Genomic DNA, 25,263 nt, shown 5'->3' on the forward strand with positions numbered 1-25,263 from the left:
TCCTTTCTATAAGTACAAATATCTGAAATCAAAATCTATTTTTGTTAATGTTCCACCTGTTATAGTGAAGGAGTTTCCCCCTTGAGCTAGTGTGATTAGCTTCTTATTTGTATCTCTGAATGCACTGACCCCATTCTTCAGAGTTCTCACACCATCTAATACTAGTCTGTCTCCACTTGTGAGAGACTTCGTATATTGATATACGTCTCCAGTAGTATTGTTAGTTAGTGTTAGACCGTTAGGATAATCACCCTGTATGAATATACTCAATTCACTTTGTCTAGGGTCAATGTGAGCTGTACCCTCATTCCTAACAACAAATGAATTAGTGGTGAATGAATAAGCTATATCATCATCCCATGTAATCTGGTCGTTCCAAGCCCATTGGTTAACGTCCCATTCTTTCTTTAATTGCTGAGTAGTAGATATAGATTCTCCGTAGATGTTCACACAAGTAAACTCTAGTTCGAATGAGTTCATGTACATGTTAGGCTCTATTACAAAACCTTGGTTAAGCTTTACTAAGTATCGTTTATATGGTTCACCTTTAAAGATTAGATAGAATGATTCTTTGCGTGTGAACAGAGCATTGATTTCATCTCGTAGTAAATAGAAATCTTGTATGTCTTGTGACTCATACAATAGCTCTACAGTAATGACACGCTCTGTGAACTGACTATCTGTAAAGATGCCACCATCACGTCCATCTACCATCTCAACTGAATGAGATAGTGAGATAGATGGAATGTAGTGGAATAAACGTCTTAGGCTGTGTTCTGCTATGTCTAACTTCTTACCGTTGAGTAATTGTAGAATCATAGTTGTACCCCTTTCGTTACTGCTAATACGTTTGTTTGTTTATATTGCATACCGTTGATATGGTCGAATGTTACTTCTGCCACTTGTTGCCCATCTAAGTAGATAGGTGCAGGTTGTACGTAGACTACTTGTTGTTGTGATTGTTGTCCCATATGCTTAGCAATACCTTCACCAATGCCTGATAGGTTACGAGCGTTAAGAGGTAAGATTGCTTCTCTTCCTGCTTCTCCACCAACCATTAGGTTATTACCATTCATACCGAATGCTGTAGGGCTATTCATGATACCACCCTTAGCGAACCAATCAATGCCAATCTTCGGAACTGATGGAGGCTTTAAACTAAACTCGCCTTTCAGTGTGAATCTTGGTAGCTTAGGCATCTCAATTTTAGGGAACTTTAATTTCAATCCAGAGAAGAATCCTTTGATTGCATCAATAGCTGATTTGATCAAATTCTTAGCTGTCTCGATAGGCTTAACCATCAAGTCTTTCAATGGTTCAAACTTCGATTTAACAGCGTTCCAGATTGCTGTAGATGCTGTAGAGATAGCGTTCTTCAATGCATCGAATGCATCTGATGCACCTTTCTTAGCACCTTCAACTGGCTTCATGATTACGTCTTTAACTTTGTTCCAAGCTGTAGATGCAACAGAGCCAATCTTATCCCAGATACCTTTAAGACTAGTACCTAGTTTGTCGAATAATTCTTTTACGAACTTACCAAACGTCTTGAAGACTCCAAGTATCTTACCCATAAACCAAAGTTCAATTACGTTCCAGACTGCTTGAACAGCTCCAGACAATACTTGTTTAACGCCTTCCCACATCTTGCCCCAGTCACCTGTGAATAGACCTGTGAAGACTTTGACTAGTCCCATGATTACTTTCAGAACTCCGTCAATGATATTCTTAATGTTGTTCCAAGCGTCTTTAACAATACTCATGATGATTGGCATAACAAACTCGAATATCTTCTGTATAACTCCCCAGACATTCTGTACGGCTTGCATTATCTGAGCACCGTTCTCATCCCAGAACTTCTTGATTTCATCTAGCTTAGCTTTAACAAATGTTACTACTGCATCAAGAGCAGTCATAACTACTTCTTTGATAGCTTCAAAGACTGCTTTAACTCCATCTCTGAATGTTTCTGACTTCTTCCATAGCACGACAAATGCCGCACCTAAAGCCGCAATACCTGCAACAATTGCTAATACAGGAACTAGTGCCGCACCCATAACTGTCATAATTGTACCGATAGCACTTATTAAAGCACCAATTACTAGGACAACGGGTCCGATTGCCGCGGCTACTGCCGCTATTGCTATGATGATTAGTTGAGTACTACCAGATAGTTTACCGAACCACTCAGCTAGTTTAGTGATAATCTTTACCACAAACTCTAAAGCAGGTTGCATTTTCTCATATAGAGTTAACGCTACCTCTTCTAAAGCTGATTGCATTTCCTTGATACGTCCTGCTAAGTTATCTGACATAATCTTAGCCATCTTCTCTGCTGTACCTGCTGAGTTGTTAATAGCGTTTGCTAAGTTGTTATAATCTTCTTCTGATGCATTGACAATAGCTAATGCTCCTGCCATTGCTTCTTTACCAAAGATAGTTGCCGCATAAGCCGCTTGAGTATCTGCGTCTAATCCAGTTAAGGAAACACGTAGCTCATCAAGAACTTGCTTAAGTGGTTTCATATTGTTTTCATTGTCAGTAAGCGAGATGCCTAAATCATTCATAGCATCATTCATAGCCTTAGTAGGAGACGCTAAGTTTGTCATCATAGAACGTAATGCTGTACCAGAGTTTGAGGCTTTGATACCTGCGTTTGCCATAAGACCTAACGCTAACGATACATCTTCTGCTGAGTATCCTAATGCACCTGCAACTGGAGCCGCATACTTAAATGACTCACCTAACATTGCTACGTTGGTATTAGACTTAGAAGTAGCCGCGGCTAATACGTCCACGAATCTTCCTGTCTGGTCTGCACTCATACCAAGAGCTGTTAATGCATCTGTTACAATGTCAGATACTAAACCTAAGTCTTCACCCGATGCCGCGGCTAAGTTTAATACGCCACCAATACCGTCAAGCATTTTAGTAGCGTCCCAACCTGCCATGGACATGTACATGAAACCTTCTGATACTTCTGTAGCTGAGAACTTAGTAGTCGCACCTAATTCTCGTGCCTTATCATGGAGCTGTTGGAACTCTGCTCCTGTGGCTCCAGAGATAGCCGCTACCTTTGACATTCCCGCTTCAAAGTCCATACCAATCTTAGCAACTGTTGCACCCATTGCCGCTAGTGGAGCTGTTACATACATAGACATATTAGAACCGATAGACTTCATTCTATCTCCTACGGCTTTCATTCTTTCCCCTGCCGCACGAATAGCTGTGTCCATCTGATTCCACTTAGATGTAACTTGAGTAAGTTGTCCTTGCAATCTATTTAACTGAGACTCTGTATTCATAACTTCACGTTGGAATGCTCTGTATTGGTCTGCGCCAATCTCACCACGAGCAAACTGTGCATCTACTTGAGCTTGAGCTTGTCTAAGTGTTTCTAATCGTTGAGAAGTCTGTGTGACTGATTCTCGTAATATCTGTTGGCGCTGTGCCGCTAATTGAACGTTACCAGAATCAAACTTCAATCCTCGTTCAACGGCTTTTAATTCACGTTGTAAACTTCTGGATTGACCATCTACTTCACGTAGAGCTGTTGTTAGTTTGGTTGTATTACCACCTATTTCAACGGTAATACCCTTGATGTTACCTGCCAATATGATTACTCCTTTCTTGTATAATCATAAAAAAAGGGAGACTACTCGAATTGAGCAATCCCCCTAGTAGTTTTTTTAAATTTTAAGAGCGTTAATATCTGCTTGAGTAGCTTTCTTTGCTTGACCGCCTTTATTGCTCTCATCTGGATTAATCATATCAGCATATAACTGTATGTGGTCTAAGACCATTCCTATAGACATCATCTCAAGATGGTCTAATGTTAACTTTGATTGTGTAGACATAAGCAAATACTCACCTGTGGATATAGGCTCTCCATCACCTGTTACTTTTTTTTAGCTTGACTAACTTTAACTTTCTCATTACGGCTTTCCATATTAGCTTGAACTAATGGAACAACCTCTTCTAGTACTTCAAAGATTGGGAAACCGTCTTCAAACTCATCCAACCAATCCATTAACTGTGGTAACTCTGCGTCTGCTTTCTTAGCCATAATCCATGCCATTTGATAAATAGGCATAGAGTCCTTCAATCCTTCTTCGCTACTAAGCTCTCTTGATACTTTCATGAAATCTGATAAGAAGTCAGTACCGAATGCTGATAGATACATAAGAGGTGTACTACCTGTAATTTTGAATGTTACGTCTTTCTCGCCAATTTTAATAATTTTCTCTGCCATAATAATATAGCCTCCTGTTTGTTTTAGTTTGATTAAGGTGTAACTGTTACTGGTTCTACAACTGCTTCATAGAACTTGTTATACATTTCTTCTGGAGTAGCTTCACCAGTGTTCCAACGAATAGCTTTATCGCTAGTACGTGGCTTAGCTGTGAATGATAATTCTTGACCTTCGATTTCGATAGACTCTGCTACTGTGTTAGCTGTTTGTGATGGACGGTTAACTGATACGTCATAATATACAAAACGAGTTTGGTCTACGTCTCCATCAACCTCAAATAACAATGCAATGTCTTTAGCTTTAGCGTCAGATGTTTCTAAGAAACCACCGTTCACCATTTTTTCACCTAGTACATCTGTACGGAACTCGTCTGTAATCATAGCGATTGTTAGAGTACCTTCATAACCTGTGTTAGCTGTACGAGAGAAGTATACGCCATTGTCTGCGTAGAAGTTTAGTGGGTCTCCAGTTGGGTCTAATTGTAGTGATACCGCACCTTTAACTGGAACTGGTACGCCATATTTATAAGTACCGTCTGCTTCACGTTCGATAACTGCATAGTGAACATTAGATAAACCGTACAATACTTTATTCTTTGCCATAAGTTAGTTGACTCCTTTTATTTTGTGATTGTGATAAAGTAATTCTTTACATATAACTGTTGAGATTGTATATAAACCTCTGTTGTTTCATAGTAAGTACCAGACTCATCTAGTAAGTCTTCTAGTGTACTTTCTAGTGCTAAATCTTTTACGTCCGAATATAGTTCAATGCGATAGTTTAGCAGTTTAGTCCATACTTTGTTATCAGCACCGAAGTTATTCGAATCCTCTTCTATATAAGCCATGTATGGTGGCTCTGGCATAGGATTGTTTTCTGCATTAACAAAGTGGGAATAAGCTACTGGAATATTAACTTGAGCTAGTAAATCGGCAAGTTCTTTAATCTTAAGCAATTAAATTCCCCTTTCCAGAGCACTTAAGAATCCTTCTATAACTTCTTGTTCCACTGGTTTGATATGAACAATTGCAGATGTACGTGAGCCGTCTCTATTGACGTGTCCGTTCTCTAGCAAGTGTGTAAGTTGTGGTTTCTTCTCGTTATAGATAATGTAGTTGTCACCCTTCTTCTTAGTCTTCCAACCTGTAGCGTAACTGTTGCTACCTCCACGAGTTGGTGAAGTGGCTTTCAACTTCTCGACACCTTTCTTAGCTTCATCTCGTGCCGCTTTTCTTACTTCTTCCTCAACATGATTAGAGAATGCTCGAAGCTCTCTTGAAATCAAGCTTGATAAGTCGTCAATTGATGCCATACTATGCACCTACTTTCTTGGTAGCATATAGTTCTATGAACTCGCCTTTTTCATAAGAGCGATAGATAGCATATTTATTATTGTTGTAGTAAGCTAGTTCCTCACCTTCGTAGTCTGCTAATCTAACAATGAATACGAATTGTGGTGAGATACCAGATTGACTGGCATGATGGAACTCAAATTGAGATACACTTTTCTTGTCACAGAATACTTCACGCTTGACCTCACGTTTCTTCTGCTGATGTAACTCATCCTTGTATACTTCTACATTGCTCAGTGTAAGAATATCTTTATAGAGCATTGTTAAATTCCTTAGATAGAGATAGACGAGTCTTAAGCCATTCATAAGACTGACCATACTTAGCGCTGTCTTTATTCTCTAGACCGAAGTGAGACTTGCAGTATAGAGTGACTGCTTGAATGATAATCTTATTGTCTTGGTCAAGTTTAGTAATACCGCCTAGTGATAAATCAATGATAGCGGCATCAATCATGTCTTGGACTTCATCATCAAATGCTGTGTTTAAAATACGTAAAGAATGCTTAACCTTTTGTAACATCTGTATCAACTGCTTTCTTACGAGTAGTTGCTTTACGTGTTGGCTTAGGCTTAACTTCTTCTTTCACTTCTTCTACTGGTTTATTCAATTGTTCTGTGTTAGAATTAGGAATAATAAAGCCAAGAGAAGATAAGTGTTGAATACGCTTGTAATCTTCACAAGGATAAAAAGAGTTAGGCAGGAATAAACCTAACTCCTTATCTGAGAAGAGTTTAGTAACTAAGTGATTCATATGTTACCTCTCCTTTTGTTGTTATTCTTATGGTTCTGGAACGATTGCTACGAACGCACGCTCGTCAGTTACTTTACCATCCATTAATGCATAAGCACCGAAGATAGTTTTACGAGCTTTGATGTCTTTCTGAGAGTCGATAGTGATAGCTTTGTTAGTGTTAACTGTGTAACCTGCTGATGGTTTACCGATAACAACAACACCGTCTGGAGCGCCACCGTCAACTTTAACTACTAAACCGAATAGACGACCTACGCCACCTGCTTCTGGAGTTGGAATGAACATTGGACGACCATTGCCATCTACAATGTTAGATAATTGATTCCATAGAGTAGCGTTGTTTACATATACAGCCGCACCATTTTGGAATTGAGAAGCTAGTTTAGATAATGCTTCTGTTACAGAAGTGTAAGCAATATTTGTACCTGCTGTATACTTAACTGATTGACCTTCTGTATCTAATACTTTAATTACACCCTCGAATTGTTCACCTGTAGAAGCGTCACCAACGAATACTTGACGACCAAGGAAAGAACCGATACGCTCTACTAACTCACCTTTTAAATAATCCATGAATGCAGGAATTGACATAGCTTCAAGTTGGAATGATACTTCGATAACTTTAGCAACGTCTACACCTTTAAGGATAACTTCTGTGAATGTGTTTACTTCTTCTTCTGTAGCTGTTTTCTCTTTGTAACCTTTAGCGTCACCAGATACGATAGCTTTATGACGTGGTAAGCGAACTGTACCAGTAATGTTTAATTTACGAGCATCACCGAAGAATGGGTATTGCTCAGATACTAGACCGATAATTTCGTTCATAGTTGTTTCTGGAATTACTACGTTGTTGTCTTCTGCATAGTGAACGTTTGATAATTCTGCTTGAGATAATTCTTGACCTAGTACTGACTTAGCGAATGCATTCACCATTAAATCTTGTTTGTTTTCCATTGTTTCAAAAACTCCTGTCTCTAATTTAGTTGCGTTGTTTAATTCAACGTCTACTGATTTGTTTTCTAATGAAACTACTTCTTGCTCTTTAAGAGCGTTCAAGTTTGCCATTTCACGAGTGATAGACTCAAACTTGTTGTCTAATTCTTTGATTTCTTCTTGCTTAGCTGTAGATGCTTCGAAGTCACCTGCATTAACTAACTCTTCTGCTGATGCTAATAATTCATTACGTAATTCTAAGTATTTATCTTTATTCATAATTACTTAATCTCCTTTAGTTTTAATAGGTTTAGTTGTGCTGTATGTTGAGCACGTTTTTGATCAAATTGCTCCTGTTCCTTCTTCTCATTCTTCATTTCCATGAACTTGTTGATTGCCTGTTGTGGCAAGATACTTTCATTATTGAATGAAGCTACGAGAGCTAAAGGATTGAACGGTTGAGACTCTTGTTTATTCTCTGTGAACATAACTTTGTCTGCGAATCCTAGCTCAACTGCTTTATCAGCGTTCAACCAAGTTTCCTTGTCCATCATTGCTAGAATCTCATCTTTAGCAATACCTGTTTTCAATACATAAGCATTTGCTAGACCTTCTGTAGCAGATTTAAGAATCTCTGCCGCTTGGTTCATATCATGATGGTCTCCACCAGATTGCATGGATACATTGTGAATCATGATTTGTGCTGTTGGACTAATCTCAATTACATCTCCACCCATAGCGATAATAGATGCTGATGAACCTGCTAATGACATAATCTTAACTGTAACTTTACCTGTGTACGCTTTGAGTGCTGTATAAATCTCACTACCTGCAAAGACTGAGCCACCACCAGAGTTAATTAATACTTCTACGTCTTCACCTGTCAGATGTTGAGTAACATCATAAGGACTAGTAGACTCCATATCGTACCAATCGTAAATCTCTTTCTGGTCATTTGAAATGATTGCGCCTTTAATCTGAATCTGTTTCATAGATAACTATTTCACCACCTTTAACGTCTACGCTTGATATTCGTAGGCTCTTTGTCTGATTCTTCGTAAGCTTCACTGTCATACTCTGGAACGTAATCTCCACCGCTTGTACCCTCTTCTGCTGTACCTGTATCTTTACGTAATAGGTATACATCTCCATTAGGTACTGGAGGCATGTTCATAGTTTTACGCCATTCGTTAGGACTCATAGCTCCTCGGTCTACCATTGCTTGAAGTGCTAGCTTAGTTCTAATTGAAGCGAATGCCATATCTGAACCTTCGAACAAGATACGATTCCCATATGAACGTTCTTTACGATTGAATAGAGCTTTAGTAAATGTGTCTGAGAGCTGTTTAAGGATAGGCTCGATACATGACTCGAAGAATGCAATCCATTCATTCTCATTGTAGTCTGACTGGATAATCTTCTCGTTAATGTTGAAGTAGTTATAGAGGCGTTTGTTAATTTCCTTTTGCATATCTGATTGTGGTAAGATACTTTTACTTTCAATACGTTCTACATCATACTTAGAGTCAGATGCCGCGGCTCCTGAAAAGTCTGCATGTTCAATGTCTAAGAATGAATCTACGAACGACTTAGTGGATGCCTTAATATCATCTGGTGATAAGTTCTGCTTGTACTTCAACAACCATTGAACTAAGTTACTATTCTTGATTGCTTTAACGATTGCTTGGTCTAATGTATTGTGAACGTTCATGATTTGCTGTAGCACTTCTCTATTAGGAGTGCCGAACAAGTCATTATCATTGTAATCTTGCTTTAGATGAATCAAGTCTTCATACTTGAACGTTACAGTGTTACCACTTTTCAATGTGAACTGTAGCAAGTAGCTGTTTGTTGGAGTTTGATAGATTTGAATATTAGTACCGATTACTGGATATAACCCAATAGGAAATCCATTTGAATCCTTAGACACATAGATGAATGCGTTGTTATTAATCTCTAGTTGAGTTATAACCTTCTCTAACATCTGTTGCATTGTCATGATTGGATTAGGTTCTTCTAATAGCAATCTCATGTACGGCTCTGGGTTAACCTTTAGACCATTAGTGCTGTCATTGCGAATATGAGTAGCCATGGACTTAGCAACTGTTCTAGCTTTAGTACGAATGATTGAACGAACTACATCATTGTTATATATTTGTCCATCCCAACTTGAGAACGAGTTATTAGTGTCTGATGTTAATAGTTGTACTTGTTGTTTGTGGACAGGTTTATCAACCTTTGGAGTTCTGTTAAATAAATTCCAAGCCAAGTTATTTTCTCCTTTCTACTGATATTTGCCGATAGCACCGTAATACTCTTGTCTGTTATCACTCATGATTACAAACGAGTCTAGCATTGCCGCAAGACCATCAATACGTCTAGTTCTATCTAAGCCTTTATGTGGTTGAATGTTTCCATTCGTGTCTGTCTTTACTGTAGTGTTCATTAAGCACCACTTTGTTACAGGGTTATCATTATAGTTGACTTCTTTGGCTTTAAGCTTAGCTCCTAGTTCTGTCATAGGTATAGATAACACCTTTGGAATCTGAGGAACTGACTTGACCGAATGCTTACCAAAATGGTCTCCTATATCATCGACTAAATAAGAAGCGTTATAACTGTCATAGCCTACCATATAGATATAGCAGTTGTACTTTTGTTGTATCTCTAGGAACCAACGAGTTATCTCTTTGTAATCAATCATAGTACCTTCACATAGTCTTATATACCCTTTATCTACCCAAGTTTGATACGGTACTTTGTCCTCTTGCTCTCGCTGTTCAATAGTATCAGCAAGCATCCAATACATATGCTCATAATAAACTGTGTTACTATCTGGTAGCATGAATCCTACACAAGCTGATGTTAAGTCGATACCTTTTGCTAAGTCTATTCCACCTACTGCATACTTTGGTTTCAACTCTTCCCATGAGAATGTAGCTTTGTTCTCTGCTTCTTCAAATGATAGCCAAGCGTTTACACCGTTCTGACGAATATTGAAGTCCTTACATAGCAAGTTAGGCATATTAGTAGAGTTGTCTAGAGCTTTCTTATATTTACGCTCCAGTTCTTCTCTACTCTTGAACGTGTTTAGAGCAGGGTTAGCTTTTACCCACATGTTCATATCATGTATTTCTTCTGCGCTATCTAGTTCATAGATGATTGGTAGAACTCTGTCGTCTTCATACAGCTTGTCGTCATATCCATTGATGATACGTTCACACTCTGCATACTTAATGTCGTAGATTCCCTCTCGGACTGTTCCTGCTGTTGTCATGATAATGTTCAAAGGTTGGTCACGAGCTGTCATACCATCTACAATAACGTCATACAAGTTCTTATCCTTCCAAGCGTGCAATTCATCCATGAATGAAGCATGAACGTTTAGACCATCCAGAGAGTTAGAATCAGATGATAAAGGCTTGTATGTTGACTCTGTTGTATCGAATCTAATCTCACTTACTAGAGCCTTAAGTCGTTTAGACAATGAAGGAGACTTCTTAATCATCTTCACTGACTCGCTCCAGACAATCTTAGCGGCATCTTTCTTAGTTGATACTGCGTAGACTTCTGCTCCTGCTTCTCCATCTGCAATCAGTAAATATAAAGCCATAGCCGACCCTACGGTGCTTTTTCCGTGCTTCCTGCTTATAATCAGAACTAGCTCACGAATCATACGTAGCTGTGTTTCTTTATCTACAAAGCCAAACGTAGCCGCTACCATTGCCTTTTGCCACAACTCTAGAATCAATCTTGTATCTTCTCCACGCTTAACCTTTGACTTCTTACAGAAGTTCTCGATAAACTCTAGTGCATGGTTAGCTTTCATAGAAGAGTATTCATACTTGCACTCTGGGTCGTTAATCTTTCTTACAAGCTCTTTGTATACTCGTTCTACCTTTTTGCTGACTAAGATTTCTCCACTCTCAATCTGGTTGTAGTATTCTATTACTGGATTGTAGGCAATGGGATAATGCTTCAACTCTTGCTTTACTCTACTGATTGCCATACTACTTCCCTCCGTTTACGAAAGCATCGAACCCATCGTCAATCAGATTAATGTTCATCTTAGACTCGAAAGCATCTGTAATCTGCTTGCACAATGCTTTGTAGTCTTTGAGTGACGTAGCGTACAAGTCTGCTTCTGCACGTTTCTTATTGTACGGTGGGATGTTAGCCGACTGAGTGAATGGCTCAGTGAAACCATGCTCAAGCAAGTAGGCTTCGAACTCTTCACACATGACTCTCAAGAATCCTGCACGCTGAATAACTCCTTCAAGTGCCTTAACCTTGTTCTCATCTACGTCTGCCGCTTTCAATAGACGCTTGATACGTCCAACCTCTCGCTTAATTTTATCTTCTCTTGTATAGACTCTTCTATTTGCCATTAAAATCGTTTCCTTTCGTTTAATAGTTGCTGATGTGGGCTAAAAGTTGTAAATTGTTGGGACAGGGGGGTTGTAAAAAAAGACCTATATATTTTTTTGCGGGGACTCGTCGGTCTAGGGGATGCTATGCCTTTCACGTTTCAAGGGGGGATTTCATTTCAGAAAAAATTTCTCCAGAACTTTCCTTACTCTCCTTCGACATCTCATCAACCTTCCTCATCATGTACTACACACATACACTCGCTTCAACTCTTCTTCTTTCTTTATTTCTTTTAACTTCAAGGCTCAGCTCACGCCATGCCATCATCACATCATCATGCTTCTTCTTCTCGCTTCTTCTCGTTCTCTTACAGCTTGCTTACATCAACAGCTCATCATTGCTCAGCTTACTTCTTATTCAACTCACAATAACTCACAGCTTTATCACACACACATGCTCACACATTGGTTATCATTTGATAATCATTTTGTTCTATTTATTTCTATATATTGATATACTGTTACTATCCTCGCATGTGTAGTACATACCACATACCCTATGCCTATACCGTATCTACCGTATGGTATATCGCTAACCCTATAATCTGAAATGGTATAATCTAAATACCTACAATCTAAATATGGTAATAGTAATATCAGCAATCCAGAATATCGTTAGGGTATATTCAATTTCTAGATATACGATTCCTCAACATAAAAAAGGCACATACCCATAAGAGTACATGCCTATTGTTTCTTTATTAGTTGTCCGTTCTCATCAAACATACAGCCATTCGGAACTGCACCTCTTGTTGTACCATCACCCTTATGGATATTGTTATGGCAACTGTGACATACTGTTTCTAAGTTGTCTTCATCTAATCTCTTAGACCAACCTTCTTCACCATCTCGTAACTCTACGATATGATGGACTACATCTCCAGTAGTGTATGTCCCTAACTCTAGACACGGTTGGCATAAACCTAAATCACGTTTGAATACATAGTCTCTCATCTTCTGCCATTCATAACTACGATAGAATGATGTGGCTTGTGGGTCACGTTTGTAGCGGTCATACAGTTTATCTTTGCTCATATCTCTAACGTCTCATCTTTAAAGCGGACAATCTTAAACCCACCATAGACTACTAACATAGGCTCATGATATAGCTCCCTACTGAACTCAGCTATTGTAGAACCATCATGAGTATCAAATACATATTTGTTTTCATTAATGTATACTTTATCGCTATAAACATAATTCTCTGTTCCGTCTTTGCTAATCATCTTATACTTGTTCATGACTCTATCTTTTTCGTCATAGCATCCAATAGGCACTACTTGGAATTGACAGACAGGACATGTTAATCCATCTCTGCCTCTGTCTAACCAGAAAGTATGTTTCGCATTATCCAAACATTGATATATAATTCTCTCATTCATATTATTACCTCTTCCATACTTTATTAATCTGAAACTCTATCCATAACAATCTAACGAATGCATAGTCATATACTTCATTGAGCCATTTAGTCATTACCATCTACCTCGTTTAATACTCTTATCCACTGTTGCAATGCCTAGAAATGTTAGCGCACACCCTAATAGATATAATGCTAAGATGATGCCGTACACAATAATAAGAGGACTGAATACCCAGAGCCAACTCCAAGTAATCACTCCTACTAATTTCAATACTACAAATATGATTGTTAAGATTTCTGTTAAGCCCATGCTATATCTCTCCTCTTATTTATTTTCTGTAGGGTCTATAATTTTTACAAATGTTTCTGACTTTGTTTCACCTTGATTAAGGATGTCATAAGACAATAAGTCTTTTGCGTTTACAGCGTAGAACACTGAGCGTCCGAATGCTGTGAATGTTACTAACTCACCAATGAATCCAGTATCATAGACATTCTTTAGTGTTACAGTCTTACCAGTCTTAAAGGTTACAATGTAATCATTTAATTCAGTATTATTACCTTCTGGAGCCTTTGGAGGTTCATAGTTATCTTTCTGTAAGAATAGTACCTCACTTGTGTTAATGGAGAATGTCGCTTGTCTATTGTCTAGGTCAAAGTTTAAGAATCCACCTGAGCCACCTGTAGCATAGTCAACATTGCTTACTACTGCTTTCTTATTGTTCTTTAATGTTAATGTGAATTGATTAGTGTCTGCCATGATTAGTTGTCTCCCTTTGATAGTTTGTTTTCAATGCTATTAATACGTCTGTGCATTTCTTGATGTAGCTCTTCCTGTGTCATACTGCTGATATAGCTAATATCTTCCTGTTCGAATCCTAATGCATCAACCATCTTACTCATTGCTTCAATCATAGTCTTAACCTCGTCAAAGTCTTTCAATTCCACTTTTACTGTCATGTCTGCCATATTAATAGTCTCCTTCGTTTACTAAATATTCGAATCTACTTCCAAAGATTGCGCCTGTCATATCTGTTAACGGTTCATCAATAATCAAATAGTCAACTGCTACTTTGTAGATGTAGTTAACTGCGTCAATGAATGACCGTACCCCATTTAAACCAACTACTCTATCCTCATAAAAGAAATCTTGAACCTCAAATAATGTATCAATAGAAATATCATCATAATCGTTCGCATAAGCTATGTTATGGATATATACTAGTTTGTCGCATACATCAATTAGTAGTTCCTGTACTTCTTCTATCATGGTTGTCGTCCTGAGTTGCTATCCATGTTTCTAATACCTTTTCAATGTTCATACTCTTATCTCCTATTTGTTCATAATGTAATGTTTTGCTTTTGCTATTGTTTCTTCATTCCAACCTACTTTGTCGCTGAAAAACTGTGAGCACCAACTAATAGAGCAGTTCAACTCTTTAGCCAACTCTGTCATTTTGATTTTCTTTTGCTTCATAATCATTAATAGTTCCAATCGCTCTGTATAGTTCATTTATATCTACCTTCCTATGGTTGTTTGTTTAATGTAGTTCATTCTTAAATCCTTAATATAGAAAAAGCCGCCTATTGCTAGACGACTTTAACTAGGAGGAATATTATAGTATGAACAAAACTATGGAATAGAAAAGGATGGAAAGCCTCTCCTATTTCATAGACTAATCTATTTCTTTATACCCTTGATACCACTGCGTTTTAGGACGTATGGTATACTTCAAGTCTGACATTCTATGTTCTATTTTTGTAAAAACATGTTTACAAAGTTCTTAGGGTTGCTCATGTAAACAGCGTTCATAAGGCGTACTGTATTACCTTTGATAGTGTTCTGTTCGAACAAATGGAACATAATAGCATAGATAGTATCATCCTTGATTGTCTTCTTCTTCATCTTTACATCTAGTTCCATAGCTTCTGAGTATGATTCTTTCAATAGTCGCTCTTTCTCATTACCTTTAGCCTTACTAGCTACTGCAAAGATAGAGTTAAGCTTCATAGTGTGCTCAGTGATTAGCTCGATAATCTCATTCTCTTGCTTACTATTAGCATTACGTACTTTGTAGATTTCTCCGTTATCGTCACAGCGTCTAACTAAGTCAAATGTTTTAATCATATCGCTAGACTTTAACTCCTTAGCACGTTTAACCTTTACTGTCATATCTTCTTGAGTATCAGTCTTAGCTACAGTAAGAATATCAATTAGATAGTCCATAGAAGTGTCATAGCGTGCTGTTTTACGATTAGAGCCTTTACCAGACATAAACATTGGGAATAGTAACTCATCCTCTTTGTTATGTTGCATATGCTTCTTAACATACTTGTCTAGACGTACTAACTCTTTCTCAATGTCGATAGCATATGTTCTCTTAGCTAAGTCGATAGCGATAGTTGAAGCTACTGAGATTACTTCTATTACTTCTTTCATACGACTAGCAATCTTAGTCTCACCATTTGCTAGAGTGTCGAAATAAACACTTTGAGCTAATTGTCCAACGTTTACGATACGTCCAATAACGTCAGAAGCAATGGCTTTGTCTACTTTAGCTCGGTTAGCAGGTGTGAACTCAAAACTATTTTTCTGAGCATCTACACCGTTTAGGCATACTAGTTCTTCATTATTACGAGCAATCTCTACAATAGTAGAATCATTAGTGAACATTACTGTATCTGAGTCAAAGTCCATTCCACTGTATACGTCTAGTTGTGGCATTCCAATTACATTGATAGCCGCAATGTTGTTTGATAGGTTCATATACTTTATAACTAATTCATTGTGAGTGTTCTTTTGGAATCCAATGTTCATCGCTCCAGTGTGTGGATTACGGAATCCTGCTACCTCTTCACCGTCTTTGAACAATGGTGTGCAGATTTCGTTACCTTTTAAAGTAGGGTTGTCTAAATCTAACTTACCTACAGCGTGCATTAACATTTCAATTGGATTACCAACCATTGTCGTATAGTCTGCAACAATGCGAACTTTCCCTTTCTTTAGGTATTGCATGTAACGTTGAATCTCTTCTAGTCGGTAAGTGTTGAAGATTTCAGTCTTAGCGAAGTCTTCGTTTTGTTCCCACAAGTCGATAATCATGTCGTGAGCATTCATAATAGTTGAGTTCTCACGTAGGAAGTTAATGAAAGCTACAGTATCAGTTTTGATCAAATTGATGTAGTCTACTTCATTCTTGCTTAACTCTTGCATACCTTTCATATCCAAGCCTAAACTGTTCACCATTTGATATGACATCTGTTGTAGAGGCATACCATCTTTGTATCCTAGCTTAGTGCTTGACTCACTCTTACAAATGCCGAATACGTTTTTTTCAGACTTAAGAGTGCTCTTCCAGTGTTTATACATATCTGCATTTGTACCAACGAATTTGCTAAACTTGAAAACTTTTAAACTAGAAGGAGTAGTGATACACTTAATATCTTTAACTTTTACTTTAGCTCCTGTGTAGTCTACTAGAGTAGCTGTTTCATAAGCTTCTCCGAATTGGTCTTTCATAAATTGAACAACGTTAGCGTTAAACATACAGCTCTTGAACATATGTTGACGTAATAACATCATTCCCTTACCTTCGTAATCACCTGTGAAGTATTCAGCATCTAGTAAGCCTTGACCATCAAATAAGCTGTTAGCAATACGCTGATTGTCTTTAATGTTAGATACTAGTTGGTCTTCACCATCTACTGTAATCTTCTCAATAACATTTGCTGTGATATTGAAAACTGACTCAACATCGTCTACAATGAAGATATTCTTAGGATTAATCTTTACTGTTCCTTTGATGCTTGAAGCTACTAAACTTTCATAAGCTGATAGAGCAGGAATGTCTACTTCACCTTTGAAGTCGATTCCCATGCGAGACCAAGTAATCATAGTCTCTGCTAACTCTTCACGAATGAACCAGATTTGACCGGTACGAGCTTTTGCAGATGAACGTTTATATGGTACGTAGTGTACATCTTGACCTTTATAGTCTTTCATTGTGAAGCCATTCTCGTACATTTGAGTACGTAGGTCTAATAGCGATACTTCGTTATCCCATAGCTCCTTATTGTCTTCAATCTCTTGTTTAAGCTGTTGCATACGTGCTTCATGGTTAGCTGTAAACTCTTCAATCTTTTTATCAAATTCTGCTTGCATTTCCTTAGAGTCTGTTGTATACTTAAGTTGCTCTAAATGTTTAGCTTTCATACTTTCTAAGTTACGCTTATGAGCTTTATCAACTTTAGTTAATACTGCTGATGCATTGTGAACCTTGCTTGAAAACTTGACATTGATGATGTCGTCAGTGTAGAATTTAGTTAATGTACGAACTGTACGCTTATCTAAGTCGTTAATATCAATTCGTTTTGATTCCATATGACCGTCTTCGTTTCTTACACGTCTGAAAGCAAACTCGTTAACGCCCTCACTGCGTAACTTGATACTTTCTAATGAGTATGGGATGAAACCATCATATGATTCTTTTAATTTTGAATTACGGTAAGTAGCCTCCCAGATGATGCTTGCCTCGATTGATTTAATGTAGATTCCAGTAGTGTTGTTCATGATATAATATTTCCTCCAGTAATTGAATTTTAGTTTTTTTAATTGGCTAGGTATCTTTAAGCCGTCTTTACGAAACTCCATACGAATCCGTATGCTTGTTTCTTTTTGCCGTTACATACTTTAGATAGAGTTCCTTGGTCGTATCCAAGCTCTCTACTTGCTTGTGTTGCTGATTCATAAGTAGCTACTAACTCACCTTCCAAAGTGTACTGAGCTACTTCATAACGGTGTCCTAAGTTCTTCTCTGCATTATCTAAATAAGTCTTCATTCTTCTTTCTTTAGATGTGCCACGAGTAACGTTTTCTCTGTGTGTAGTCCAACGCAGATTAGATAGGTCGTTGTTGTGTTTATCTTCATCCCAATGGTCTACAACATTGCACCCTTCTACTCTAGGAATAAATGCTTCTGCTAAGATTCTGTGTAAATCTACTGTTCTACGGTGATTGTTCTCGTCTGTTAGCTTCACACGCTTATATGTTCCAGTAGTAACCTTAATCTCTCTAGCCCAACGTAGACTCCATACTGAGCCTGCTTTATTAATCATGTATAAACCTTCGTAACCTTCCACTGCTACATAACCTTCTGTTACTAATACTGCTAATTGTCCTGTTGTTGTTTTCATACTAATTCCGTCTCCTTTAAATTGAGTTATTTTAAAATGGTAAGTCTGCAATATCAATTACAGCTTTCTTAATTCGTGCGTCTCTTGACTCTTTAATTTGCTTTTCAGCGTAGTAGTCTCTATCCTTAACTACTTCTTCTTCCTCTTCTTCAATCTCAAACTCTTCTTTATACTCTTGAGCAGTTAATACTCGTGCTTTTGTGTAGTCTACGTTTCCTTCTTTGTCGAATAACTCCACATCCTCAACTACCATGAACGTTGATGCCTCTCTTTCTTCAAATGGAATAGCACTGCTGAACACTTCCATTACTTCTGTGCGTTCAATTAGACCATGCTTCATTAGTCTTACTAAGCGTTTATAGTGTGTATCTTTACTGCCGCCAAACTCTTTCTCCAGCATTCTGTGTGATAGCTGATAGTCTTCACCGTGTATGTCATTTCCATGTTTGATATATGAGTAGATGAAAAAACCATCAAGCCCTAAATCTTCTTTGCTCATGCAGAACGCAAATACTTCAAATGGAATATTAGTAAAGTCTGTTGGCGCAAAGAATGTACCTAAGTTGTCTTCTTCTTTAGTACTGTTGTGAAATGCTAGAGTGGGCTTCTTACTAGTTGTTCTATTAGTTGCTCCTACTTCTTTCATCCAGTTCTTATACATATCTCCTAATGGAGCGTAAATCTCTTCTACAGTTGAGAACTCTAATTCCTTGTCAAAAGGTGTTTCACTGTGGTAACTTGATAGTACTGGTATCTCTTTGATTCCAATTGTTTGTGTTAAGTTATATGAATCTAGGATTCCATCTTTCTTAATTACATTGTTATAGCGTTTATCATTCTCGTATAATCCTAGAAGACTCTTGACTTCTTTCACAGAAGGTATATAATGATTATAAGTAGTCCATCTGTACATATAAGTTTGTAAGTACAGGTAGCCATACGAGAATACAACATTGTTCCATTGACTCTTTTTATCTGTTGCGAAGATAGCAGGTAGAGTCTTGAAATACTGATTGCTCATAAATACGTTGCTATGTTCTTCAATGTGTTTAAAGCTTTCTAAAATTGAGTTATACTTGTTTAAATCAAATTGGTTGTTTTTCATAATTGGTTAATTCTCCTTAGTTAGAATACTTCTTCTTCATATTTGATAACTCTGTCATAGCTTCCATTAGAATATCTGTACGCTCAAATACGTACACCTTCTTATTGGCATCATTTATATCATTAGTTACTGTGTACTTCTGATTAGTGATGAAAGCTAAAGAATGTGCAAGGTACGAGTTACGCACCGCATAGTTATTTGATTCAGTTTTGTTCATGTTAATATCTCCTTTTAATTGGTTATTTGTTGGTTGGGTAAATAGTCTAGCATTCTATCATACCTATTTTCTTGCCAAAAGTAAAAATCCTCCATTATATTATTATACTTGGAATATTTCAAGAGGCAAAATTCCCTTGAATATTTCTTATTAAAGTTTTAATATAAAAAAATAATAGATGTGTTGGAGGAGGTACACACCTACTATCTTTAGACAAATTACAAACATCAAAATATGATAACGAACGAAATACATACCTCTCACCTTATATAAGATTGAGGCTAGATTGAGGACAACATTTCACACCGAAATATTTTTTTCCCTCTCTCCTATTTGATAGACTATACATATATCATGAACCCTACTGTTACAACGTTTAGAATTTTAGCGTTGTACTTTTTGTGTTCATTTTTTAATATAAAAAATTTTTATGTCTATCTCAAAATGTTTCACAGAACTATGATTCTTCTATTATTCCTTTGTCTGCTTGCATAACTTGAGATTTACATGTCTATTTCAAAATGTGTTACATCTAAAAACTGAGTTCAAGAATGGCTATCGAATAAAGCCACTGTTAGAGGGAATCTGTCTCTCGGATTTCCAGTACCCCTCCCTTAGGTATGATTCATTGATTTCGAAAATCCATATACCCCTTACCACCTGCAATTTATATAGTAAGTATAATAAATTCTACGATAGCAACCGATTTCTTCTAATAGGGAAAATCGAAGAATTAGGGTCATTTTACTTTAGTCGATTTTTGCTTATTCCATTGGATTGTAAATTTTATACAAAAATGCTTAATGTGTTTATTCCAGTACAAATAAATATCGTACTTTCCAATTCTCATATTTTTTAACTTTTCACCGTATACCCCTGCACCCTATGTTTCACAGATACAGGTTTCACACTCTTAATCATAGCGTTCGATTTGAGACGACTTAGAGAACAGATGATAAATATATCCAGTTCGACTCTAGGACTGTTGTATGAATATGCTATGTATTAAAAAGTGAATGTAAAAATATATGTAGGGTTGCAATGTGACTCTAGATTGGTCTCCTTTATGTTTGAACTAGACACCTGCTCAAAATGTAATGTTTAATAGTATTCTAAGATGGTGGCTTGCATCGTACCTCTTTTATTGCTTTAAACAATAGAGTTTATCGTTTCTGGCTTGGTAAAGTGCTCCTTAGTTCTTGCTTCATAAAATGTTTAATTATAATAGCAACTTACATAATTAACGTGAAGCAGTATTTCAGACCTCATGTGAAAGGAGTTGATATGACAACGTTTTATTATTTCTCATTCCGTTACATATGTCCCCTTTGTTTACGATTCATAAAAAGTGTAGTTATCATAGTAACCACAATGAACAGTTCAACATAGCATTTCAGACCATGCTTTACAAACGCTGTTATATCAACGTTTTATCGTTTTGACTTTATCTACGATACATGGGTCTCCTTTTTATTCAGAATTGACACATGCCGTCATATCAACATTTGTGAGCAACATCCTGAAATGTGAAAACTCAACCTTACTCTCCCAAGGGTTCTGAAGGTTTCTGAATGGTAAAGTTTTCTCGTTCACTATGAGGTCTCCTTTATTCAAGGTGGATAGAAATTTGTAAACCCTTATAAACATTATGATTCTGAGAATGGCAATTAAATCCATTTTTGAACCCCTTGTGGCTGTAGGGCTGTGAAGGTCTCGTAGCCGTTACACTTTATCTACCTCCCTTTGACACAGGTTGACAGAAACTCTGCAACTATTAGTATCATTGACTTTGTAGAGTACCACTTTGGAAATCCTTTATAAACGTTGATATATCAGCATCTATTTTAAGATGTCTTTCTGGTACTTCGCTACCCTTCCTTTGTACACTATTTACTCTTCACGTCCTCATTGGGATTGGAGAATAATTTTACTTTCTCAATTAGGATGGTTACAATGATAGGCATTATAGAGGTGATTATCAGTTACGCTTTATCTACCATTATCAGTTACGCTTTTCTGGGTCTCCTTTATCCTTGTAAAATCTACACCTACTTTTACCAGTGTTTAATACAATTTTAAGAGGTGCTAAAATTCGTGGTGTCTAAATTGTACTATTTATAGGGAATTATAGTTTCAACTTTATCTACCTCTCCCTTAAAGACCATTACACTTTTAGCAACAATACTATTCTATCAATGTTCGTGACAATTATACTTTCCAATCCGTCTTGTACGTTCCAAGTGGCTCAAAGGTTTCAAGATTTTCTCTAAATCAAACTACCATATACCCCCTGTGTCTCTTTTATCTATATACAGCAAGCATATTAGCGTATGATTCTATGTATGGTCTACCCTTATCATTTGCGAACCTTAGGAAGTCAGTCGTACCAAGGGTTCGTGACACCTTTTGCGAAACATTTTTGTCCAAAATGACAACTTTTGAATCGTATACCCTAGTGAGGTATTATCATAGTACCCTTCCTTAGACTTTGGTAGATACTCTATTCGATTATCCTATTTGATTTAGTATTTTTAATTAGTTACTTTCCGTAAGCATCTACAAACTCAGTCATACCAACGTGCCAATTGGACGGACTCTATCTACCACTCCTTAAAACTGCATGAACACTAGTTAAATTCTGAAAGGTTACACATAGAAACAATATAAATACTACTCATATTCACTCTACTAATTATTAACTATTAACTACTACTCTAATAATTGTCACCTAACTGTTAATCTAAATATTATATATATTGATTTGTTTCTATACGTAACCTTTTAAAAATATAAGCGTAAACAGTGGGAAAATTAACTATAACTATTCTGACCTGCATAGACGATTCATCTACGTTACTATTCTATAGTCGATAAACCCTTATATATCAACGTTAATTTCAAAAGGTTACACCATGAAACAAATATAATATAAGTCATATTTACTCTTATAATTATTAGTAGTCATAATAGTAATAGAATTAAGTAGTAGTAGATAGTAGTAGTATATATATTAGTATTATTAGTTTGTTTCTCTATGTAACCTTTTAAACTTTTATTAGTAGTAGTCGTATAAATCGTAGGTGAGATTATGAGTGTTATTATGTTTGTTTCTATACGTAACCTTTTGGATTTTTCCTTTTAGCCACAACAAAAAAGAGTACCTTAATAGAGTACACATTCCTTTTACAGATTCCTTTTGCCATGTTAGTATTGGTGAGAGGTGATAGTATGATTGTAAAATCCAATTTGAAATACATATTAGATTCTAGGGGCTTATCTATTCGTGAACTGGAAAGAATGTCTGGTATCACATTTGAGACGCTGAGAAAGCTCGCTAACAATACTACAGTGCAATACCATAGAGATACTATCGCCAAGGTATGTGAGGTACTGGAGATTGAACTACATGAGTTACTATATCTAGACAAAGAAAAAGGGTCGGACTAATAATCCGAACCCTTCTCTTTATATCCGATTGTTACACTACTTTCAAATATTCCAATGTTGTGTGCAATATTTAAAATTAATTCTGGGTCTTCATTCAGCATATGTAATACCAATGCCTTATCACCAAATTCTAAATTGATACCTCTCTCTTTAAGACGCTTTGCAATCTCAGTAATATATTTGCGTGCGGTCTCATCATCTCGTCTCAGAAACTCTCCTAGTGCTACTATTTCTTGAGTCACTTGTAAACATCTCCTTTTATTTAACTATTATAATACTAACACTTAGATGTCCATATTGTTAAGAGGATTAAACTTCTCATTAGATTCCTGTAAAGCTGACCCCCACATTGCTAGATACTTCTGTGTCATACTTAAATTCTGATGTCTAAGAATCTTCTGCAAGCTGAAAACGTCTCCTCCTGCTTCTATATATCGTTGTGCAAAGGTATGGCGAAAAGTATGAGCACTCAACCTCACGTCTTTAAATCCTAGCGCACTCTGTAATGTCTTGAAGATGTTCTTGCAGGCTTCATATGTGATTTGCTTACCAGACCTGTCTACAAATACGTAATCAATGTTAGAGTCGAAGTAGCTCTCTTGGTATCTCTTCCAGTCTGCTAACTCCTCATGTACCTTAGATGCTAATGGCACAGTCTCCTGTCTTCTACCCTTACCATAGATGCTGAGGTAAGTATTGTTTACGTCAGACCATTTGAGACCTTGTAGTTCACCTAGTCGGATGCCTGTACCTAACAACACTTTGATTACAGTTATATTTCTATATGCTGTGAACTGGTGGTCTTTCCTACCTCTAGCTTGTCGTCTCAAATATCGTAGCATAATTCTGATTTGCTCGTCTGTGAATACTTCTATCTTAACATCTTCTTGTTGCTTCTTAAGCTTAAGACTTGGATTGTGAGTAACGAACTCATTCTCTATCAGATGATTATAGAACGCTTTGAGATTCTTCACCTTGTTATTGATAGTACTTGTACCATTACCGCACTCATTCTTACAGTACATCAAGTAAGACCGTAGCGTATTCGTAGAGACATCTTCTATGTCAGTGATGTTATTCTCCCTCAACCAGTCAGTCCAGTTCTTAAAGAATCTCCTGTAGTTCATGAGGGTGTGTTTACTAACGTTCATTAGTTCTCGTTCATCCATAAAATCTGAAATGCAAAATTTAATCAGTGTCATAATAGTTCCTCCTAAAGTGGAGTCTACTACTACACATTCCTATGTAACGTTGAAACCTACGCACAGTGCCTTTTTGGTCACTATTCACCACCTATTTCCACGTAGGTATTTGGTGTGTACTAGAAATTGGCAGGTCTCCTGGCTTCTCATCAACACGTCTCACAGCCTTCCCAGTTTCCCAGTGGCATTTGTGATTTGCTCCGAATTACAGTTGCGGGACAGCGTCGGATTTGCACCGACTTCCCTTTTAAGCCAAACTTTCATCTGGCACCATTTCTTACACTATATTCAGTTATACCCCTACTATACCATATATTTCAGAATAGTAGAAATTGTTTTTATATAAAAATTTATCTATTTACTTTGTTTTTAATTGTCAACAACTTGACCCTTACCCTTAGTGATAATGCCTTAATGATGTTTGTTGGCTTTAAGACTACTATTTCTACTATTCGCTACCCCAAAAAATCAGATAACTAACAATGTAAAGCAGCAAAGAATTTTTCTAGACTTTTACACAATCAGGAAGTCTTAGTAAAAGTTGTTTACAAACAACTTAAAAAATGATATACTTACAAAGTAAAAAATTCTTAAGGAGGTCGAATGAAATGTTCGTTATCGCTAAATTAAAGTCATTGGTAGTTACAACTTCAGTAAAAATGAAAATCACACATTCGACCAGATCGGAATGGATCGCTTAAGTTTTTTGTAATTAAGTATACCCATACCGCAGGGAGAAGTGTGCCCCTGCGGTATTTTTGTGTCTTTTTTCACCGTAGAGGAGTCTCTCTGCGGTTTTTTTCATTCCTCATGGTAATTTAAGGAGGTGATAATAAATGATGTTAAACATTTTTGCTCTTACGATAACTATTACAAAACGTGAGATTTCTATTGAAAAAGCACTTCAACATGAAAATGCGAAAAAAATCTTTGAAGAGAACAGAAGAAAAGTAGAAAATTATATTCGTATTCGTCAATATTAATGTTGTAATTTCAAAAAACAGGAAAGGTGGGAATAGA

30 protein-coding genes and 1 riboswitch are annotated in these 25,263 nt (G+C 36.9%); of the genes, 2 read left to right on the forward strand and 28 right to left on the reverse strand.

The genetic code is table 11. The features are described 5' to 3' along the window. Nucleotides 1-6: 6 nt before the first annotated feature. From ACE1MS_RS11715 to ACE1MS_RS11840, 26 genes are all read right to left on the reverse strand, one after another. Entirely contained in the window at nucleotides 7-819 is an 813-nt protein-coding gene (locus tag ACE1MS_RS11715; protein WP_447402322.1) for a distal tail protein Dit, read from the reverse strand. Further along, complete coding sequence (locus ACE1MS_RS11720) at nucleotides 816-3,614, reverse strand: phage tail tape measure protein (protein ID WP_447402323.1); 2,799 nt, start codon at nucleotides 3,612-3,614, stop codon at nucleotides 816-818. The genes ACE1MS_RS11715 and ACE1MS_RS11720 overlap by 4 nt, the downstream gene beginning before the upstream one ends. A 75-nt stretch (nucleotides 3,615-3,689) precedes the next feature. Continuing rightward, the gene (locus tag ACE1MS_RS11725; RefSeq protein WP_447402324.1) at nucleotides 3,690-3,857 is read right to left on the reverse strand and encodes a hypothetical protein; all 168 of its coding nucleotides are present in this window, start codon (nucleotides 3,855-3,857) and stop codon (nucleotides 3,690-3,692) included. Nucleotides 3,858-3,898: 41 nt separating this feature from the next. Further along, a complete protein-coding gene (locus tag ACE1MS_RS11730; RefSeq protein WP_447402325.1) occupies nucleotides 3,899-4,252 on the reverse strand; it encodes a hypothetical protein in 354 nt (117 codons plus the stop codon). A gap of 32 nt (nucleotides 4,253-4,284) precedes the next feature. Further along, nucleotides 4,285-4,854, reverse strand: a complete 570-nt coding sequence (locus tag ACE1MS_RS11735; protein WP_447402326.1) for a major tail protein — start codon at nucleotides 4,852-4,854, stop codon at nucleotides 4,285-4,287. A gap of 17 nt (nucleotides 4,855-4,871) precedes the next feature. Continuing rightward, a complete protein-coding gene (locus ACE1MS_RS11740; RefSeq protein WP_447402327.1) occupies nucleotides 4,872-5,207 on the reverse strand; it encodes a hypothetical protein in 336 nt (111 codons plus the stop codon). Further along, a complete protein-coding gene (locus ACE1MS_RS11745) occupies nucleotides 5,208-5,564 on the reverse strand; it encodes an HK97 gp10 family phage protein (RefSeq protein WP_447402328.1) in 357 nt (118 codons plus the stop codon). It lies immediately after the preceding gene. Nucleotide 5,565: 1 nt separating this feature from the next. Further along, a complete protein-coding gene (locus ACE1MS_RS11750; RefSeq protein ID WP_447402329.1) occupies nucleotides 5,566-5,865 on the reverse strand; it encodes a phage head-tail adapter protein in 300 nt (99 codons plus the stop codon). Next, nucleotides 5,855-6,124: a phage head-tail connector protein gene (locus ACE1MS_RS11755; RefSeq protein ID WP_447402330.1), complete on the reverse strand. Its 270-nt coding sequence runs from the start codon at nucleotides 6,122-6,124 to the stop codon at nucleotides 5,855-5,857. The genes ACE1MS_RS11750 and ACE1MS_RS11755 overlap by 11 nt, the downstream gene beginning before the upstream one ends. After that, nucleotides 6,108-6,356, reverse strand: coding sequence for a hypothetical protein (locus ACE1MS_RS11760; protein ID WP_447402331.1), 249 nt, complete (start codon nucleotides 6,354-6,356; stop codon nucleotides 6,108-6,110). The genes ACE1MS_RS11755 and ACE1MS_RS11760 overlap by 17 nt, the downstream gene beginning before the upstream one ends. A gap of 27 nt (nucleotides 6,357-6,383) precedes the next feature. Next, a complete protein-coding gene (locus ACE1MS_RS11765; protein ID WP_447402332.1) occupies nucleotides 6,384-7,568 on the reverse strand; it encodes a phage major capsid protein in 1,185 nt (394 codons plus the stop codon). A gap of 2 nt (nucleotides 7,569-7,570) precedes the next feature. Next, entirely contained in the window at nucleotides 7,571-8,281 is a 711-nt protein-coding gene (locus ACE1MS_RS11770) for a head maturation protease, ClpP-related (protein ID WP_447402333.1), read from the reverse strand. Nucleotides 8,282-8,301: 20 nt separating this feature from the next. Continuing rightward, nucleotides 8,302-9,558, reverse strand: a complete 1,257-nt coding sequence (locus ACE1MS_RS11775; RefSeq protein WP_447402334.1) for a phage portal protein — start codon at nucleotides 9,556-9,558, stop codon at nucleotides 8,302-8,304. Nucleotides 9,559-9,573: 15 nt separating this feature from the next. Further along, complete coding sequence (locus ACE1MS_RS11780; protein WP_447402335.1) at nucleotides 9,574-11,298, reverse strand: terminase large subunit; 1,725 nt, start codon at nucleotides 11,296-11,298, stop codon at nucleotides 9,574-9,576. A gap of 1 nt (nucleotide 11,299) precedes the next feature. Further along, nucleotides 11,300-11,677: a hypothetical protein gene (locus ACE1MS_RS11785; protein WP_447402336.1), complete on the reverse strand. Its 378-nt coding sequence runs from the start codon at nucleotides 11,675-11,677 to the stop codon at nucleotides 11,300-11,302. 726 nt (nucleotides 11,678-12,403) lie between these two features. Continuing rightward, nucleotides 12,404-12,751 carry an HNH endonuclease gene (locus tag ACE1MS_RS11790; RefSeq protein WP_447402337.1) on the reverse strand — a complete coding sequence of 116 codons (348 nt, stop codon included), beginning with the start codon at nucleotides 12,749-12,751 and terminating at the stop codon, nucleotides 12,404-12,406. Beyond that, nucleotides 12,748-13,098, reverse strand: coding sequence for a hypothetical protein (locus tag ACE1MS_RS11795; protein ID WP_447402338.1), 351 nt, complete (start codon nucleotides 13,096-13,098; stop codon nucleotides 12,748-12,750). Before ACE1MS_RS11795 ends, ACE1MS_RS11790 begins: the two co-directional genes overlap by 4 nt. Before the next feature lie 93 nt (nucleotides 13,099-13,191). Next, nucleotides 13,192-13,389, reverse strand: a complete 198-nt coding sequence (locus ACE1MS_RS11800) for a hypothetical protein (protein ID WP_447402339.1) — start codon at nucleotides 13,387-13,389, stop codon at nucleotides 13,192-13,194. A 15-nt stretch (nucleotides 13,390-13,404) separates the two neighbouring features. Beyond that, complete coding sequence (locus tag ACE1MS_RS11805; protein WP_447402340.1) at nucleotides 13,405-13,839, reverse strand: hypothetical protein; 435 nt, start codon at nucleotides 13,837-13,839, stop codon at nucleotides 13,405-13,407. 2 nt (nucleotides 13,840-13,841) lie between these two features. Next, a complete protein-coding gene (locus tag ACE1MS_RS11810; protein WP_447402341.1) occupies nucleotides 13,842-14,048 on the reverse strand; it encodes a hypothetical protein in 207 nt (68 codons plus the stop codon). Between the two features lies 1 nt (nucleotide 14,049). Further along, nucleotides 14,050-14,349: a hypothetical protein gene (locus tag ACE1MS_RS11815; RefSeq protein ID WP_447402342.1), complete on the reverse strand. Its 300-nt coding sequence runs from the start codon at nucleotides 14,347-14,349 to the stop codon at nucleotides 14,050-14,052. 63 nt (nucleotides 14,350-14,412) lie between these two features. After that, a complete protein-coding gene (locus ACE1MS_RS11820; protein WP_447402343.1) occupies nucleotides 14,413-14,592 on the reverse strand; it encodes a hypothetical protein in 180 nt (59 codons plus the stop codon). 240 nt (nucleotides 14,593-14,832) lie between these two features. Further along, nucleotides 14,833-17,292, reverse strand: a complete 2,460-nt coding sequence (locus ACE1MS_RS11825; RefSeq protein ID WP_447402344.1) for a hypothetical protein — start codon at nucleotides 17,290-17,292, stop codon at nucleotides 14,833-14,835. 413 nt (nucleotides 17,293-17,705) lie between these two features. After that, complete coding sequence (locus tag ACE1MS_RS11830; RefSeq protein ID WP_447402345.1) at nucleotides 17,706-18,323, reverse strand: HNH endonuclease; 618 nt, start codon at nucleotides 18,321-18,323, stop codon at nucleotides 17,706-17,708. Further along, nucleotides 18,304-19,377, reverse strand: a complete 1,074-nt coding sequence (locus ACE1MS_RS11835) for a hypothetical protein (RefSeq protein WP_447402346.1) — start codon at nucleotides 19,375-19,377, stop codon at nucleotides 18,304-18,306. Before ACE1MS_RS11835 ends, ACE1MS_RS11830 begins: the two co-directional genes overlap by 20 nt. Before the next feature lie 16 nt (nucleotides 19,378-19,393). Further along, nucleotides 19,394-19,594, reverse strand: coding sequence for a hypothetical protein (locus ACE1MS_RS11840; RefSeq protein ID WP_447402347.1), 201 nt, complete (start codon nucleotides 19,592-19,594; stop codon nucleotides 19,394-19,396). 3,228 nt (nucleotides 19,595-22,822) lie between these two features. Between ACE1MS_RS11840 and ACE1MS_RS11845 the strand changes: the two genes are divergently transcribed. After that, nucleotides 22,823-23,041, forward strand: a complete 219-nt coding sequence (locus ACE1MS_RS11845) for a helix-turn-helix domain-containing protein (RefSeq protein WP_447402348.1) — start codon at nucleotides 22,823-22,825, stop codon at nucleotides 23,039-23,041. On the opposite strand, the gene ACE1MS_RS11850 is transcribed toward ACE1MS_RS11845, so the two are convergent. After that, the gene (locus ACE1MS_RS11850) at nucleotides 23,038-23,283 is read right to left on the reverse strand and encodes a hypothetical protein (RefSeq protein ID WP_447402349.1); all 246 of its coding nucleotides are present in this window, start codon (nucleotides 23,281-23,283) and stop codon (nucleotides 23,038-23,040) included. The genes ACE1MS_RS11845 and ACE1MS_RS11850 overlap by 4 nt on opposite strands. Nucleotides 23,284-23,325: 42 nt before the next feature. Further along, the gene (locus ACE1MS_RS11855; RefSeq protein ID WP_447402350.1) at nucleotides 23,326-24,243 is read right to left on the reverse strand and encodes a tyrosine-type recombinase/integrase; all 918 of its coding nucleotides are present in this window, start codon (nucleotides 24,241-24,243) and stop codon (nucleotides 23,326-23,328) included. Nucleotides 24,244-24,354: 111 nt separating this feature from the next. Beyond that, nucleotides 24,355-24,533, reverse strand: a riboswitch (cobalamin riboswitch). A 546-nt stretch (nucleotides 24,534-25,079) separates the two neighbouring features. On the opposite strand from ACE1MS_RS11855, the gene ACE1MS_RS11860 reads away from it, so the two are divergent. Beyond that, nucleotides 25,080-25,226 (forward strand): YrzI family small protein, encoded by a 147-nt coding sequence (locus ACE1MS_RS11860; protein WP_080695201.1) that lies wholly within the window; start codon nucleotides 25,080-25,082, stop codon nucleotides 25,224-25,226. Nucleotides 25,227-25,263: the final 37 nt, after the last annotated feature.

It is taken from the genome of Lysinibacillus sp. fkY74-1 (genome assembly GCF_053165895.1).

Bases quoted from the DNA above. Each gene is read 5' to 3' on its own strand.
- ACE1MS_RS11715 (WP_447402322.1), bottom strand. From the start codon at position 819: ATGATTCTACAATTACTCAACGGTAAGAAGTTAGACATAGCAGAACAC.
- ACE1MS_RS11725 (WP_447402324.1), bottom strand. From the start codon at position 3,857: ATGTCTACACAATCAAAGTTAACATTAGACCATCTTGAGATGATGTCT.
- ACE1MS_RS11730 (WP_447402325.1), bottom strand. From the start codon at position 4,252: ATGGCAGAGAAAATTATTAAAATTGGCGAGAAAGACGTAACATTCAAA.
- ACE1MS_RS11735 (WP_447402326.1), bottom strand. From the start codon at position 4,854: ATGGCAAAGAATAAAGTATTGTACGGTTTATCTAATGTTCACTATGCA.
- ACE1MS_RS11745 (WP_447402328.1), bottom strand. From the start codon at position 5,564: ATGGCATCAATTGACGACTTATCAAGCTTGATTTCAAGAGAGCTTCGA.
- ACE1MS_RS11750 (WP_447402329.1), bottom strand. From the start codon at position 5,865: ATGCTCTATAAAGATATTCTTACACTGAGCAATGTAGAAGTATACAAG.
- ACE1MS_RS11755 (WP_447402330.1), bottom strand. From the start codon at position 6,124: ATGTTACAAAAGGTTAAGCATTCTTTACGTATTTTAAACACAGCATTT.
- ACE1MS_RS11760 (WP_447402331.1), bottom strand. From the start codon at position 6,356: ATGAATCACTTAGTTACTAAACTCTTCTCAGATAAGGAGTTAGGTTTA.
- ACE1MS_RS11765 (WP_447402332.1), bottom strand. From the start codon at position 7,568: ATGAATAAAGATAAATACTTAGAATTACGTAATGAATTATTAGCATCA.
- ACE1MS_RS11770 (WP_447402333.1), bottom strand. From the start codon at position 8,281: ATGAAACAGATTCAGATTAAAGGCGCAATCATTTCAAATGACCAGAAA.
- ACE1MS_RS11780 (WP_447402335.1), bottom strand. From the start codon at position 11,298: ATGGCAATCAGTAGAGTAAAGCAAGAGTTGAAGCATTATCCCATTGCC.
- ACE1MS_RS11785 (WP_447402336.1), bottom strand. From the start codon at position 11,677: ATGGCAAATAGAAGAGTCTATACAAGAGAAGATAAAATTAAGCGAGAG.
- ACE1MS_RS11790 (WP_447402337.1), bottom strand. From the start codon at position 12,751: ATGAGCAAAGATAAACTGTATGACCGCTACAAACGTGACCCACAAGCC.
- ACE1MS_RS11795 (WP_447402338.1), bottom strand. From the start codon at position 13,098: ATGAATGAGAGAATTATATATCAATGTTTGGATAATGCGAAACATACT.
- ACE1MS_RS11800 (WP_447402339.1), bottom strand. From the start codon at position 13,389: ATGGGCTTAACAGAAATCTTAACAATCATATTTGTAGTATTGAAATTA.
- ACE1MS_RS11805 (WP_447402340.1), bottom strand. From the start codon at position 13,839: ATGGCAGACACTAATCAATTCACATTAACATTAAAGAACAATAAGAAA.
- ACE1MS_RS11810 (WP_447402341.1), bottom strand. From the start codon at position 14,048: ATGGCAGACATGACAGTAAAAGTGGAATTGAAAGACTTTGACGAGGTT.
- ACE1MS_RS11815 (WP_447402342.1), bottom strand. From the start codon at position 14,349: ATGATAGAAGAAGTACAGGAACTACTAATTGATGTATGCGACAAACTA.
- ACE1MS_RS11820 (WP_447402343.1), bottom strand. From the start codon at position 14,592: ATGAACTATACAGAGCGATTGGAACTATTAATGATTATGAAGCAAAAG.
- ACE1MS_RS11825 (WP_447402344.1), bottom strand. From the start codon at position 17,292: ATGAAAGCTAAACATTTAGAGCAACTTAAGTATACAACAGACTCTAAG.
- ACE1MS_RS11835 (WP_447402346.1), bottom strand. From the start codon at position 19,377: ATGAAAAACAACCAATTTGATTTAAACAAGTATAACTCAATTTTAGAA.
- ACE1MS_RS11840 (WP_447402347.1), bottom strand. From the start codon at position 19,594: ATGAACAAAACTGAATCAAATAACTATGCGGTGCGTAACTCGTACCTT.
- ACE1MS_RS11845 (WP_447402348.1), top strand. From the start codon at position 22,823: ATGATTGTAAAATCCAATTTGAAATACATATTAGATTCTAGGGGCTTA.
- ACE1MS_RS11855 (WP_447402350.1), bottom strand. From the start codon at position 24,243: ATGACACTGATTAAATTTTGCATTTCAGATTTTATGGATGAACGAGAA.
- ACE1MS_RS11860 (WP_080695201.1), top strand. From the start codon at position 25,080: ATGATGTTAAACATTTTTGCTCTTACGATAACTATTACAAAACGTGAG.